Raw genomic sequence first — 14,027 nt, 5'->3', positions numbered from 1 at the left:
CATTCCCATTTATTCTTTAGAAAGTTGGGTAAAGTACTTAAAGAATAAAGGAATGGTTTCTATGCCTTTTAAGAAGTTAAAAATACCGAAATGCTCGTTTGGGGAATGAATGGCATCACTGTCCAGACCAAATCCCATGAGAATGGTTTTGCTTTTTAATTCTTTTTCAAAAAGGGACACTATGGGAATGCTGCCACCACTGCGCTGTGGAATGGGCGTTTTGCCAAAGGTGTCTGTGTAAGCCTTGCTGGCGGCCTGGTATCCAATGTGATCTATTGGTGTTACATAACCCTGACCACCATGGTGCGGACTAACTTTTACTGTAACGCCTTTGGGTGCAATACGTTCAAAATAGGCGGTGAACAGTCGTGTGATCTCCTCCCAGTTTTGATGTGGTACTAACCGCATGGAAATTTTAGCATAGGCTTTACTGGGGATAACCGTTTTAGCCCCTTCACCCGTATATCCGCCCCAGATACCATTGACATCCAAAGTAGGTCTGATAGACGTCCGTTCGTGTGTGGAATAACCTGCTTCACCGTGAACCGCATCAATATTCAGGGCTTTTTTATAGTTTTCCAAATTAAAGGGTGCCTTTGCCATTTCAGCTCTTTCCATATCAGAGAGTTCCTCTACCTTATCGTAAAATCCGGGAATGGTGATATGGTTATTCTCGTCGTGCATTGACGCGATCATTTTGGATAAAATATTAATGGGATTGGCCACGGCACCACCATATAAGCCGGAATGCAGATCGCGATTGGGTCCTGTAACCTCTACTTCCACGTAACTCAAACCGCGCAGTCCTGTTGTAATTGACGGCGTGTCGTTGGCGATCATCCCGGTGTCGGAAATAAGGATGACATCATTCTTTAATTTCTCCCGGTGGTTTTTTACAAAAATGGAGAGGTTGGAGCTTCCGACTTCTTCTTCACCCTCAATCATGAATTTAACATTGCAGGGTAACTGGTTCGTTGATGTCATCAGTTCCATGGCTTTAACATGCATAAACATTTGACCTTTATCATCGCTCGCACCTCGGGCAAAAATGGCACCTTCAGGGTGTTTGTCCGTCGTTTGTATTACCGGTTCGAATGGTGGCGAATGCCATAGGTCCAATGGGTCCGGTGGTTGTACATCATAATGTCCGTAAACCAAAACGGTGGGTAAATCCGTGTGTATTATTTTTTCACCATAAACAATGGGATGTCCATCGGTCTCACAAATTTCAACACGCTCACACCCCGCCCGTTCCAAACTCAGTTTAACGGCCTGAGCCGTGTTTAGAACCTCGTTTTTATAGTTGGAATCTGCACTTATTGAGGGTATTTTAAGAAGTTCTACGAGTTCATTTATAAAACGATCCTTGTTCGCCTTGATGTAGGATTGAATAGTGTCCATATGAGTTTGTGTATAGTTGATTTCAAAAGTATAAAAAAAGAATGTTTTTAAGGCTTTCAGGTTTGCAATTTAAAAATCTTGATTATATTTGCATCCCGATATTTATTGGGATATAGCGGGCGTGGTGGAATTGGTAGACACGCTAGACTTAGGATCTAGTGCCGCGAGGTGTGGGAGTTCGAGTCTCCCCGCCCGCACCGAAGAGCTTCTTGGAAACAAGAGGCTTTTTTATTTATTGAGATTATTCAAATTACAAGGCTACATGGGGGAGACGAGAAGTTTATACTGAGCGAGTTTACCCTGAGCTTAGACGAAGGGAAGTGAGTCTCCCCGCCCGCACCGAAGCGCTTCTTGGAAACAAGAGGCTTTTTTATTTTAAAATGATTCTTAGAGAGCCATGCCTTACAGGTCTCGATAAAATTGCGTTGACAAAAATAGAAACGGAGATAGGGGAGCTTGATCACAAACTCAATTTTCCTTTTATATGCTCAAATACCATGTCGACAGATTCCTCAATCGTGTTGAGATGGGAGACCACAATATCGGGTTCTTCAGGTATTTCATAGGGCGCCGATATACCGGTCATATTCTTTATTTTACCCGCCCTGGCCAGCTTATATAAGCCTTTAACATCTCTTTTTTCACATTCTTCCAAACTGGTGTTCACAAACACTTCGATGTAATTATCCCGGCCTACGGTGTCTCTGATAAATTGCCTGTCCTTTTTATAAGGGGCAACAAAAGCAGCGAGAACGACCAACCCGGCATCGACAAACAGTTTCGATATTTCCCCAATGCGCCTGTTATTTTCAGATCGGTCTTCGGGAGAGAATCCTAAATTTTTATTGATACCGCGCCTTATGTTATCCCCATCAAGAACATAAGTGTGCACCTTGATGTGGTTAAGTCTGACTTCCAAGGCATTGGCTAAGGTAGATTTACCCGAGCCTGACAATCCCGTAAAGAAAACCAGGAAAGCATTATGGCCATTTAACTTTTGCCGTTCCGCTCTGCTAATCCTATAGTTGTGATCTGTTAAATGTTTTTTCATTTTTTTGTGGTGTTGCGTTGCTCCAGCCCAAAATCGAAGCGGTACCAGCTACGTTCATGCAGATAATACAAGACCATCTTAGTAACGACTTCGGCTAGGCCAACATGGAATCCCGTGAGTGGATTTCCCGTGATGAGCCATGCCAGGAACATGGTGTCCAGTGTTCCCAACATGCGCCATGTAAAGGTCTTGAATACATGTCTTTTTTTGCTGTTGGCTGTGCCTTTTCTATACCAGACTTGCTCATGGCAATAATACAAAATCATTTTTGTAAAGAGTTCCAAACCGCTAATTTTAAGACCGGCCAATGCATTTCCCGTAATGATCCATGACAGCATAAAGGTATCCAGTGTCCCTAACATGCGCCAGGTAATTGATTTGGCAATATGTCTTTTATGAATGGATGTCGACATTAGTAACTTACCAAAAAGTGGTTGTTTAAAAGGCTTTCCCTGTTATAAACCATAGGCTGCATGGTTCTTTGGTCGATGACCTTTAATCCAACAGCCTCACAAATGGCCTGACCAGCCGCCGTATCCCATTCCATTGTTGGCGCAAACCGCGGATACAGATCTGCCTTCCCCTCGGCCATCAAACAAAATTTTAGTGAACTGCCTTTGGAAACTATTTCAATGGCATCATGATCATGCTTCAGCACATTGAGGTATTGTAATGTTTTCGCATTCATATGCGATCGGCTCCCGACTACTCGCAGTGTATTCCCTTTTTCAAGTCGGGGCTTTAACGCGTCCTTTTCTTTAAATAACAGAGTTTTCAGCTCCTCATTATGATGATGTACAACCGATCGATACGCCTTTGTCTTCGTACCATCGGTATAATATAGTTCGGAGCTTACAGGAACATAGATAACGCCGAGCATGGGTTGGCCCTGTACAACAAGAGCAATATTTACGGTAAACTCACCATTCCTTTTTATAAATTCTTTGGTGCCGTCAATGGGATCCACAATCCAGCACGCCTGCCATTGCTTTCTTTTGTCATAGGGCATCTGTCGGCTTTCTTCGCTAATAACTGGAATATTTGTAGGTTCAAGATGGGCTTTAATGATGTTATTCGAGGCGATATCGGCCTCTGTCAGAGGAGAGGCGTCCTCTTTATAACTGATCGAAAAATCGGATTCGTAGATGTTAAGGATTTCTGCTCCGGCCAATAATGAGGCCCTAATTGCTGTATTTAAATATTTACCGTAGGTTAACATAAAAAGGTTTTAGTCTGCCATGTATCGTATTGGGCTATTAAAGTATGTTTAAGAATTACATTGTCACGCGATATTCCATCAAAATGTGATTAAGCGGTTGAATATGTGTTACAACGGTATTCAAAAATAGTAAATGTTTTTATAGGCATAGCGGTATTTTTAATAGGCATGCTTCATAACATCCTCATCCAAAATTTTCTTCAGGTAAAAGATAAGTTCCTCGGCATGTTCCTCCGTAAAGAGCATTGGGGGCTTAATTTTCAACACGTTTCTGTCCGGACCGTCACTGCTCATTAAAATTCCAAAGTCCTTCATGCGGTTAATAAGGTATCGTGTTTGGTCGCTTAGCGGTCGGAGATGCCTGTTCACCAATTCAATTCCCAGAAACAGACCCTGGCCACGCACATCACCAATAATGGGATAAAGCGATGCCAGTTCCTGTAATTTAGATTTTAAAAACGATCCAACCCTGTACGCCTGTTCTTGCAGCTTCTCTTCCTTTACAATCCGCAATACTTCAATGCCTACCGCGCAGGACACGGGATTACCTCCAAACGTATTAAAATATTCCATTCCGTTGGCAAATGAATTGGCCACCTCCCGGGTGCAAACCACCGCTGCCAAAGGGTGACCATTCCCCAAAGGTTTTCCAATGGTAATGATATCCGGAACGACATCATGCAACTGAAAGCCCCAAAACGCTTTTCCCACGCGTCCGCAGCCCACCTGGACTTCATCTGAAATGCACAACCCGCCAACCGCTCGGATGTTCGTATATACGCTTTTCAAAAAGCCTTTGGGGAGTTCGATTTGGCCGCCACAGCTTAATATAGGCTCTAATAGCACTCCGGCGACACCCCGCCCTTTCTGATGTACGGCATCTATTAGCGTTTGTACTTCAGCAGTATAGAGGGCCGCTGTATCCGAACCCCGATAGGTACCCCGGTAGGCATCGGGCATCACAAATGTATGGGTGTATTCCGGAGCGCCCTCACCACCTTCGCCATCAAACTTATAGGACGACAGGCCAATGCAGGTATCGGTATGGCCATGATATCCCGATGCTGAAACTATAAAATCGCGTTCCCCTGTGGCACACTTTGCCATTCTAATGGCCAGATCGTTGGCCTCACTTCCGGAGTTCACAAAATACACAACGGCCAGGGGTGATGGCAGGGTGGCCAGGAGTTCTTTTGTTAAGGTGGTAATATGCTCGTGTAAATAGCGGGTATTGGTATTTAAAAGGGCCATTTGATCCTGCCCGGCCTTTACCACCCTGAAGTTCTCATGACCCACATGAGCCACGTTGTTGACCGTATCCAAATAATTTCGGCCAAATGGGTCGATAAGATATACGCCATCACCACGAACCATTCTTATCGGGGTATCGTACTGAAGGCTGATATTTTTACCCAAATGCTGTTGTCTGTATTGCATCAGTTCTTCATCAGAAATGGCCGATGGCTTTCGAAGGGATTCTATTTTGAACAGAAGATTCGGATCAGGGCATATACTCTTCCAAATGCCCATCTGAGAGTAATAGGCCACTCCGGGGTAATCGTTTTTATAGTCCAATAATGACAGCAGTATTTGGAAATGCAGATGCGGAACCCAGTTGCCATTTTCCGGATAGGAACCCAGGTAGCCAATAATATCTCCTTTTTTAATGTGATCGCCTACCTTATGCATCGTGACACTTTGCACACTTAAATGGCCATAGAGGGTGTAAAAATCCATGATATCTGTGCAATGCTTGATAACTACTAAACCGCCATATTCCTTATCGCCGGCATTGTTAATGGCTATAACTATTTCACCATCACAGATGGCCGAGACTGGTGTTCCGGCGGGTAACCAGAAATCAACACCCAGGTGGATGGTGCGACTTTCTTTTCCATTATTGCCAATTTTATCATAGGCCGAAGAGGTGTAAATAATACGTGGTTCCAAATAGCCTCCTGCAATAATTTTATTCGGAACGCATTTTTGAAGTCTACGGATTTTAAATTCAAATAGTTCCAAATCATCAAAGTCCTTGCGATGTCCCATCCACTCGCTTGACACACTTAAATCCAAGTGATGGATGTCATTGATTTCCACATTCGGAAACAGGTCCGCTACATAGAAGGTATTACTGTTGGCCCATTCGCTGAATGTGACTTCTTTCGGATGTGCATTGAAATCACAGGCACTTCTGAAACTGCAGGTCGCGAATTCTTTCGAGATGAGCCTCCATTTTTTCAAAAGGTCCCAGGCAGGCTGTTCACTGATATTCAGATAGTCATTGTCGGGGTCTTTGATTTTGTTGATGGCTGATTTTGTTACCGAAATCACCAACCGCATGGCAATGGCCACATACAAGTGTTCCAATTCTTCCTCAAGCAGGGGAAAGCTGTTATGATAGCCTTTTACAATGGGAAGTGCAGCTTCCAAAGGATCCATGTGGTGCATCATGGCATAGCTGCAGGCAATGGCCAGATCATTGATTATTTGGGTATGAATGGCATCACCGTAGTCGATAAGGGCACGAACCTGGGGGTGTTTAAGATCTTCGGAGACAATGATATTGTTGTCGTTGGCATCGTTATGGACAAGGCCTTTTCTTAACCTGGAATAGGGTTCCAGTGCAGCTTCGAACTGTTCCTGAAAACCATGAAGGATATCCTGTTCTTCCTCTGAGAACAGATGAAGATGGTCCTTTGTCCAGAGCGATTGGGCGATATCCCATTCGAAATCACGATAGGCCTCTTCATGATCGAATTCCTGGAGGATCTTGGTCAGCGTACCGCAATGTCTCCCTAAATTGAAGCGTAAATTATCCGATTGCGGATTAACCACACTCCATACCCTTCCCGGGACCCAGGTAATCAATCTCACATACCGCTTGTTTTCATTGGAATCGTAACATTCGGAAATCAGTCCGCCGAGGGCATTTGCGATAACCCTTGACGCATTGAGATGACTGCCATGGGTTGCGATATGTTGCAACAAGGCATTCTGAAACTCGAGATGGTCCGACGGTGTATTGGGAGCTGCTATTTTTAAAATATACGCCTCTGAATCGGAAACCTTTATTTTAAAATTAGAATCGATTTCACCTGGTAAAGGAGATGCAGACCCTTTTATATTGTAGAGATCTAACAGCAATGCTTCACTTTGCTCTGCAGTCATATTAAGATGTTTCGATGCCATTAGTTCCTGCTCATGCCCTGTTTAACTGGTGCCGGGCATTAAATTTAAACTATTCCTTTATTATCTGGTATAGTTTTTTGGGTAAAGATTTTACCTTCCCCGGAGTGTTGTTGAAATCTTTGGCAGCCTTCCATTAAACACATGGGTATGATCTATTCATGCATTGGCCAGGGAACTGTTGTATTGTAGGCAAGATGACACAAAAATGTCCTGTGAATTTTTGAAATTGTCCTGTGAATTTTCAAAATTCACAAGACAATTTGGACAATGGACGCTTGCGAGATTATCTTTCCGCAGTGATAGCTTTATCGAGTAATGCCTAACAGGTTTCAACCCTATGGGCCATAGTCCCTTTATTGCGATCGCTTATCTGTACAATACATCTAAACTGTTATTGCGATATAGGGTAACCATATCCAATTCGAATCCGAAAAAGGGTGCTTATCACGCCCCTTATTTAAGCTCAAATATTTTTTCCATCAACACCCATTTTTCGCCCTTTTTGGCAATAGGTAAAGCCTTTTGGTATTTCCACATTAAGGTTTCCCATTCCCGCACTTTAGGGTTACCGGCATCCAGCTCTGCCTTCTTTTCAAAAGAAAAGCTGTTGTTGACTTCCAGAATCATGAACAAGCGATTGCCCGCGCAATGGATCTCTGCATGTTCTATACCCGATGCTTTGATGCTGTCGGTAATTTCCGGCCAAACCGCTTCGTGGTACTTTTTATATTCGGCTATAAGTTTGGGATCGTCCTTAAGGTCTAATGCTAGGCAGTATTTTTTCATGACATCAATTATAGTGCTCTATCCAAATGGGTGTAACCTCCATCAACAAAAATAAGCTGACCCGTTGTGTGACTCGATTTCTCGGAAAGCAAAAAGGCCACGGTATCTCCAATTTCTTCTGCTGTTGTCATCCTGTTTTCCAGAGGAATTTTATCGGTTATGTCCTTGAGTTTAGCCTGTGGGTCCTCGAAGGTCTCGATCCATTTTTCATACAGCGGGGTATAGCATTCGGCCACAATAACGGCATTCACCCTAATGCCATAAGGCAATAGTTCCAAAGCCCATTCACGTGTCAGGGCATTTCTTCCGCCATTGGCTGCGGCATATCCCGATGTGCCTCCCTGTCCTGTAACCGATGTTTTGGAACCGATATTCACAATGGCACCCTTACTTTTTTTCAATTCAGGCAGCGCATAATGGGCCATGGCATAATAATGTGCCAGGTTGCGCTTGAGCGATCTCATAAAATCATCGTAATTACCGTTTTCCAGACCAACACCATCATTCACACCGGCATTATTTACCAGTCCATCGATACGCCCGTAGGTTTTAATCGCTTCTGCAACAGCAGCTTTACACTGCGCATTATCAGTGAGTTCGGTAACGGCGTAATTAAGGGTAATGCCTTCTTTCTTAAAGGCAGCGACCACTGCTGCCAAACTCTGTTCATTCCGGCTCACCAAAAACGGAATCGCCTGTTCCTGAATTAAGGTCTGAACAATACCTAAACCAATACCCTTGGAACCGCCGGTTACAATAACGACCTTATCTTTTAATTTTAAATCCATCAGATCTCTTTACCTGTTATTTTAAATGTCCAGGCATAGGTTGTGTCATTCCATCCGGAGAGGAGGTCTTCCGGGAGATGGATACTTAAGCCTGAGGTTTCGCTATAGTCCCATTTTAAGTCGCCAGGATGACCTAACAGTTGTATGGAACTATTTGGTTCAGGGACCATATGCTTTATGGTTAAAACCGATTCCGGCTTTTCAAGAGTGATAGCATATAAGGTATTAGTCCCTTTTGTTTTTGTAAAACGAATGGATTCGCCTTGTTTGAAATTATTTTGAAATCGTTCGCTGTTGTAAATGGCCTCACCATTTACGGCCAGCCAGGATCCCATTTCCGTTAGTCTGGTAACACTGGGTTCCGGGATAAGACCCTCGGCAGTTGGTCCCACATTCAATAAATAATTACCCCCTTTGGACACAATATCAATTAAATTGTGAACGAGTGTGGAAGTTGATTTCCAATTGTGGTCGTAAGACTTGAATCCCCAGGTGTCATTCATGGTCATGCAGGATTCCCAATCTAAACTCGACGCCTGTTCCAGGATTTCCTGTTCCGGTGTACCGAAGTCTCCCGCATAATCCGCATCCTCTTTATTCATACCTTGCATCCCCTGTCTGCCTTTATCTACCCTGTTATTAATAATGATATCAGGCTTGAGTTCCCGCACGTACTGATAAAGGGCTTTTCCCTGATCATGGGTAAATTCTTTAACCCATTCGCCATCGAACCAAAGGATATCGGTGTCGTATGCTGTAATGAGCTCCTTTACCTGGGGTTTCAGGTACTGCTCCAGATAAGCTTCAAATTCTATCTTGTCTTCCTCAGTGATGTCGCGATTTCCAGTATAGGTGTCGCCTTGGGCCATGGGGTGATGCCAGTCCATAATGGAGTGGTAGGTTCCGAATTTAATGCCGTAAGTTCTGCAGGCTTCCGAAAGTTGCTTTAAAATATCTTTACCATAAGGCGTAAAATCGACCATGTCGTATGAAGACACCTTGCTGTCCCAAAGGGCGAAGCCATCGTGATGTTTTGAAGTGATCACAACATATTTCATTCCGGCGTCCTTCATGAGTCTGGCCCAGGCATCAGCATTGAAATCCACAGGATTAAAAGCCCTGGCATAGTTCTCATATTCTTCAATCGGAATTTTACCCCTTTCCATGATCCATTCGCCAATACCTTTAATTTTCTCACCGTTATGTATGCCGGCAGGCACCGCATAAGGTCCCCAATGGATAAACATGCCAAACCGGGCATCGCGCCACCAGGCCATTCGCTTGTCGAAATCGGCCTCAGATTCGTTTAAATAGTTCACCTTTACGACGGCTTCCTGTAGCTCCTGACTTTTGTTCTGATTTTTACAAGACAGGGTCATTAAGAGGATAGACAGTAATAGGAGCGAAGTGGTAATACGTTTACGTCGTGTCATTTGATTCGTTTTAGAGGTTATAAAATTGAGAGGCATTGCGTCCCATGACGTTTGCCTTTTCTGCAGTTGAAAATGAATTGATGTATTGAAGTACAATAGCCTGTTGTTTTTCGTAGGTTGCCGCTAGAAGACAGACGGGCCAATCTGAGCCATACAAGACGCGATCGGTTCCAAAGGCCTCAAAAACCACATCCAGATAAGGCGTGAAATCCTCAGTTTTCCAATGTTCTAAGTTGGCCTCGGTTACCATCCCGGATGCTTTACAATACACATTGGGCGCTTTGGCCAGGGTCATAATGTCTCGTTTCCAGGAGTCTATTAGTCCATCTTTAATTTGGGGTTTCCCCATATGGTCCAAGACAAATTTTTGATTGGGAAACCTATTGACCAGGGCAATGGCAGCCTTTAACTGTGGTGGGTAAACCAAAATATCATAGGTCAGGTTGTAGACTCCCAATTTACCGATTCCATTCTGAACGTCCTTACGAAGCAAGTAATCATTCGGTTCTGCCTGAACAATATGCCGCACGCCTTTGAAATAGGTGTTATTTGAGTAGACCTCGAGGCGGTCTTCAAGATTGGTGTTCAACAAATCGACCCAGCCTACGATCCCTTTGATAAATGTCTTGTTTTTAGCACATTCCAGAAGAAAATCAGTTTCTGCCTCCGACTGGTCCGCCTGAACAGCTACACAGCCCTCGATACCATTCTGAATAAGAATGGATTCAAGATCGTCTGGCAAAAAGTCTTTGCGAATGACCTCCATTGAATCATCAATCCAGGCATCGCGAACGGGATCATATATCCAAAAATGTTGATGGCTATCAATAGTCATTAGATGGTATCTTTATAAATGGACACTAAATCAAAGGGATCTTCTTTCTCCTTCTGAAGCGCTATTAATTCGTTAAAAAGGTTCCGAATGACCTCTGAATGTTCTTTATCTGAGGCTATATTGGTTAACTCTAAAGGGTCATTTATCAAATCGAAAAGCAAAATCTCCTTAGACCTGGGATACAGAATAAGTTTGAATTTTTCGTTTCTAATCATGCGTTGTGACCCCTTTTCGTAAATGCCATAAATGGCATCGTAATGCCTTTTTTCACCACCACCTTTAGCCGCACTGAGCAGACTGTTGAACTCAACGTAATCCGGTTGTTGTACACCGGCAATTTCTAGAGCAGTTGGCATGAGGTCCTGCAGGTAAACAGGAGCATTAATCTTCTTATTTTTGGGGATATTCGGGCCAACTACCATTAAGGGAACTCGTATGCTATGGTCATACATGCTCTGTTTTCCCATCAGGCCGTGCTCGCCTACCGCCAGTCCGTGATCGGAAGTGAAAAAGATATAGGTATTATCCCGAAGGCCCTGTTTTTCAAGGGCATCCAAAATGGCTTTTATTTGATCGTCCAGGTGCGTTGTAATGGCATAATATTCCTGGCGGTTGACTTTAACCGCATATTCAGTTCTCGGGAACGGCGCCAATTTTTCATCTCTTAAGTCACGACCGGCGCCCATAATTTCGGCATACGGATTTTCAGGGAGGTAACTTTCGGGCAAAGCAATATGTTCCAGTGGGTACCCGTCTACATATTCCTTCGGAGATTGCCTGGGATCATGAGGGGCATTAAAGGCCACGTACATGAAAAAGGGCTTGTCTTTCTGAGCGGCACTGTCAATAAAGGCGACCGCATCATCCTTTACCAGTTCACTCCAATGTTTACCCCCTTTCCAATATCCGCCAAACTCTTTTTTCCAGGGTTGCCACAAGGTGTCGGTTTTATCCTTGGGGCGATAATAGCCTTCAGGAGTATCATAAGGCATACCGCGAAGCACATGCCCGACATGATTGAATATGCTGTCTGGCTTGGCCTCCACATGCCACTTGCCGGTCATGTAGGTATCATAATCCTGCGTTTGCATGAGGCGTGGCCAGGTCGCATCCAATGCGTCATCTTTGGAGTAGGCCCTGGAAATTTTCTGGGCTCTCCAAATGGACCGACCACTGATGAGCATGGCACGAGATGCCTGGCATATGGCACCATTCCATCCCCCCATGTTGAATGCATGCGTAAAGGTAACGCCCTCCTGCACCAGTTTATCCATGGTAGGAGTCCTAATTTCCTGGTTGCCCAGAGCATGAACAGCCTTGAAACTCTGGTCGTCTGTAAATAAAAAGACAATATTGGGTTTATTATGTAATTCGTTTTGAGCAGATGGATTTTCAGACTGCTGTTTACAGCCTGAGAGTATTAAGACGAATGCTATTTTAAAGATTAAAGCGCGATTCATATATTACAGTTTCATTTTAAAGTTAGAAATGGTAGGCACAATGGGATCGTGAGGGCCAGGCTGAGATAAGCCCATTTCTTTTGGTCCGGGACCAACAAAACGTGTTTTTTTAGAGGCAATAATGATGCTGTCTTGTTTAATTTTAACGAAGGTGTACAGCGGGTCTTTATAGGGTATGGTATACTTGATCCACTGGTATTTTTTATCAATGTCCTTACTGTATCTTATCACTTTATATTTACTGCCCACCCACCTGTAAGACGCACTGTTAATTTGAACGTAGTATACCCCGTTGATCTGGGTCATAAAATCGGTATGTGTGTGTCCGCTTATACAGCACATGACTTTATGATATCCCGCATCTTTGTTGGCATCTTCTATAATTTGACGAATTTCCTTCATATTGGATACCCCGTCGGATTCCAGCTCCAAGGTTTGATGACTGAAAATAATGGTTGGGTTAGTTGTCCGTTTTAAATCATCGATAAGCCATTGTTTTTGCCTTTCCCCGATATAACGGTTGTAGCCGGACCACGGTTTTGGGTTGGGATCGTTTCCGTCTAAAACGATAAAATGGATTCCTTTTTTATCGAAGGCATAATAGTTCTCAGCCATGCCCCAAAAGGCTCTCGTTTGATCCCGGGTAAAACCACCATCGGTATCATGATTTCCCAAAACATGGTATCTGTCTCCTTTATAGCTGTTCCAAATGTTTAAAAAGGATCTGTTGTAATCGTAAGGTCTGCAGAAATCACCCAACTGTAAAATGAAATCCAGGTCTTTTTTGGACGCCGCAGCAATGAATGCCTTTAACCTGTAATCGGCATCATGCATGATGTCCTTATGGACATCAGCAATTAATCCGAATTCCACACCTTTTCTTGTCGAATCCAGAGAAAAAATAGCGTTAGGCAGGGTGAGGGTTACACCGGCCAATGAAGTTGATTTTATAAAGGTTCTCCGATTCATTACTAATGGCCCATATTCGTTTTAACCGCTATATGCTTTAACCTCCTGTTTTGATACCCCCAGGCCGTCAATACCTAACTCCATAACATCTCCGGGTTTTAAATAGGTTGGCGGGTTCAGACCGAGTCCTACGCCAAATGGTGTTCCCGTCGATATGATATCACCGGGCAGTAAGGTCATAAATTGGGAAATATAGGAGACCACCGCTTCAACATTAAAAATAAAATCGGAGGTCGATGAGTTTTGCACTGTTTTACCATTAACCTTTAACCACAGGTTCAGATTATTGGGATCGGGAATCTCGTCCTTCGTCGCAATAAAGGGACCTACAGGAGCAAAGGTGTCGCAACCTTTACCTTTACACCATTGGCCTTCTTTTTCAATCTGGAAGGCACGCTCCGAGATATCATTATGAAGCACATAACCCGCAATATGCTGATAAGCGTCTTCCTCTGTGACATAAGAAGCTTTTTTGCCGATGATGATCGCCAATTCGACTTCCCAGTCGGTTTTTATGCTGCCTTTGGGTATAATCACATCGTCATGGGGACCCACCATGGCTGAAGTCGCTTTGAAAAACAGCACCGGCTCTTTCGGAATGGCCATACCCGATTCCTTGGCATGCATGGCATAATTTAAACCCACACAGACTATTTTTGACGGCCGTACCAAAGGGGCTCCCCATCGCTCCTGATCGTCTACCTTAGGGCATTGGTCCTGGTTTTCCCTTAACCAGGCCCGGAGTCGCTCCAAACCATCGCCTCCAAAAAAGGCCTCGTCATAATCCTGCCCGAATCCCGATACATCTATGCGTGCTCCATGCTCCAATTGCACACCCGGTTTTTCATGTCCCAATCTTCCAAATCGTATTAATTTCATAAGACTCTGTGTTT

At 43.9% G+C, this 14,027-nt stretch carries 12 protein-coding genes and 1 tRNA gene; 1 reads left to right on the top strand and 12 read right to left on the bottom strand.

All coding sequences use genetic code 11. The annotated features are described in order from the left end of the window. Window positions 1-9: 9 nt before the first annotated feature. Complete coding sequence (locus tag MR041_RS02215) at window positions 10-1,401, bottom strand: dipeptidase (RefSeq protein WP_242091948.1); 1,392 nt, start codon at window positions 1,399-1,401, stop codon at window positions 10-12. A gap of 115 nt (window positions 1,402-1,516) precedes the next feature. On the opposite strand from MR041_RS02215, the gene MR041_RS02210 reads away from it, so the two are divergent. After that, window positions 1,517-1,598, top strand: a tRNA-Leu gene (locus MR041_RS02210). A 263-nt stretch (window positions 1,599-1,861) separates the two neighbouring features. Here the strand turns inward: MR041_RS02210 and cysC are convergent. From cysC to MR041_RS02155, 11 genes are all read right to left on the bottom strand, one after another. Next, on the bottom strand, window positions 1,862-2,452 hold the full coding sequence (gene cysC / locus MR041_RS02205; RefSeq protein WP_242091947.1) for an adenylyl-sulfate kinase: 591 nt from the start codon (window positions 2,450-2,452) through the stop codon (window positions 1,862-1,864). Continuing rightward, on the bottom strand, window positions 2,449-2,865 hold the full coding sequence (locus MR041_RS02200; RefSeq protein WP_242091946.1) for a DUF2061 domain-containing protein: 417 nt from the start codon (window positions 2,863-2,865) through the stop codon (window positions 2,449-2,451). The genes cysC and MR041_RS02200 overlap by 4 nt, the downstream gene beginning before the upstream one ends. Then, on the bottom strand, window positions 2,865-3,671 hold the full coding sequence (gene cysQ / locus MR041_RS02195) for a 3'(2'),5'-bisphosphate nucleotidase CysQ (protein ID WP_242091945.1): 807 nt from the start codon (window positions 3,669-3,671) through the stop codon (window positions 2,865-2,867). Before cysQ ends, MR041_RS02200 begins: the two co-directional genes overlap by 1 nt. A gap of 159 nt (window positions 3,672-3,830) precedes the next feature. After that, complete coding sequence (locus MR041_RS02190) at window positions 3,831-6,842, bottom strand: aminotransferase class III-fold pyridoxal phosphate-dependent enzyme (protein ID WP_242091944.1); 3,012 nt, start codon at window positions 6,840-6,842, stop codon at window positions 3,831-3,833. Window positions 6,843-7,316: 474 nt separating this feature from the next. Then, entirely contained in the window at window positions 7,317-7,649 is a 333-nt protein-coding gene (locus MR041_RS02185; RefSeq protein WP_242091943.1) for an L-rhamnose mutarotase, read from the bottom strand. Window positions 7,650-7,657: 8 nt separating this feature from the next. Beyond that, complete coding sequence (locus tag MR041_RS02180) at window positions 7,658-8,437, bottom strand: L-fucose dehydrogenase (protein WP_242091942.1); 780 nt, start codon at window positions 8,435-8,437, stop codon at window positions 7,658-7,660. Next, window positions 8,437-9,870 (bottom strand): alpha-L-fucosidase, encoded by a 1,434-nt coding sequence (locus MR041_RS02175; RefSeq protein ID WP_242091941.1) that lies wholly within the window; start codon window positions 9,868-9,870, stop codon window positions 8,437-8,439. Before MR041_RS02175 ends, MR041_RS02180 begins: the two co-directional genes overlap by 1 nt. A gap of 10 nt (window positions 9,871-9,880) precedes the next feature. After that, window positions 9,881-10,705, bottom strand: coding sequence for an amidohydrolase family protein (locus MR041_RS02170; RefSeq protein WP_242091940.1), 825 nt, complete (start codon window positions 10,703-10,705; stop codon window positions 9,881-9,883). Continuing rightward, on the bottom strand, window positions 10,705-12,165 hold the full coding sequence (locus tag MR041_RS02165) for a sulfatase family protein (RefSeq protein ID WP_242091939.1): 1,461 nt from the start codon (window positions 12,163-12,165) through the stop codon (window positions 10,705-10,707). Before MR041_RS02165 ends, MR041_RS02170 begins: the two co-directional genes overlap by 1 nt. 3 nt (window positions 12,166-12,168) lie before the next feature. Beyond that, entirely contained in the window at window positions 12,169-13,134 is a 966-nt protein-coding gene (locus MR041_RS02160) for a metallophosphoesterase family protein (protein ID WP_242091938.1), read from the bottom strand. A 21-nt stretch (window positions 13,135-13,155) separates the two neighbouring features. Further along, complete coding sequence (locus MR041_RS02155; protein ID WP_242091937.1) at window positions 13,156-14,013, bottom strand: fumarylacetoacetate hydrolase family protein; 858 nt, start codon at window positions 14,011-14,013, stop codon at window positions 13,156-13,158. Window positions 14,014-14,027: the final 14 nt, after the last annotated feature.

The organism is Aestuariivivens sediminicola, assembly GCF_022662015.1.
Classification (GTDB): Bacteria; Bacteroidota; Bacteroidia; order Flavobacteriales; family Flavobacteriaceae; genus Aestuariivivens; species Aestuariivivens sediminicola.
The sequence above is the reverse complement of the archived record's forward strand: the minus strand, read 5'-3'. Positions and strand labels throughout refer to the sequence as shown.

Coding starts and splice junctions, on each gene's coding strand:
- MR041_RS02215 (WP_242091948.1), bottom strand. CDS start 1,401: ATGGACACTATTCAATCCTACATCAAGGCGAACAAGGATCGTTTTATA.
- cysC (WP_242091947.1), bottom strand. CDS start 2,452: ATGAAAAAACATTTAACAGATCACAACTATAGGATTAGCAGAGCGGAA.
- MR041_RS02200 (WP_242091946.1), bottom strand. CDS start 2,865: ATGTCGACATCCATTCATAAAAGACATATTGCCAAATCAATTACCTGG.
- cysQ (WP_242091945.1), bottom strand. CDS start 3,671: ATGTTAACCTACGGTAAATATTTAAATACAGCAATTAGGGCCTCATTA.
- MR041_RS02190 (WP_242091944.1), bottom strand. CDS start 6,842: ATGACTGCAGAGCAAAGTGAAGCATTGCTGTTAGATCTCTACAATATA.
- MR041_RS02185 (WP_242091943.1), bottom strand. CDS start 7,649: ATGAAAAAATACTGCCTAGCATTAGACCTTAAGGACGATCCCAAACTT.
- MR041_RS02180 (WP_242091942.1), bottom strand. CDS start 8,437: ATGGATTTAAAATTAAAAGATAAGGTCGTTATTGTAACCGGCGGTTCC.
- MR041_RS02175 (WP_242091941.1), bottom strand. CDS start 9,870: ATGACACGACGTAAACGTATTACCACTTCGCTCCTATTACTGTCTATC.
- MR041_RS02170 (WP_242091940.1), bottom strand. CDS start 10,705: ATGACTATTGATAGCCATCAACATTTTTGGATATATGATCCCGTTCGC.
- MR041_RS02165 (WP_242091939.1), bottom strand. CDS start 12,165: ATGAATCGCGCTTTAATCTTTAAAATAGCATTCGTCTTAATACTCTCA.
- MR041_RS02160 (WP_242091938.1), bottom strand. CDS start 13,134: ATGAATCGGAGAACCTTTATAAAATCAACTTCATTGGCCGGTGTAACC.
- MR041_RS02155 (WP_242091937.1), bottom strand. CDS start 14,013: ATGAAATTAATACGATTTGGAAGATTGGGACATGAAAAACCGGGTGTG.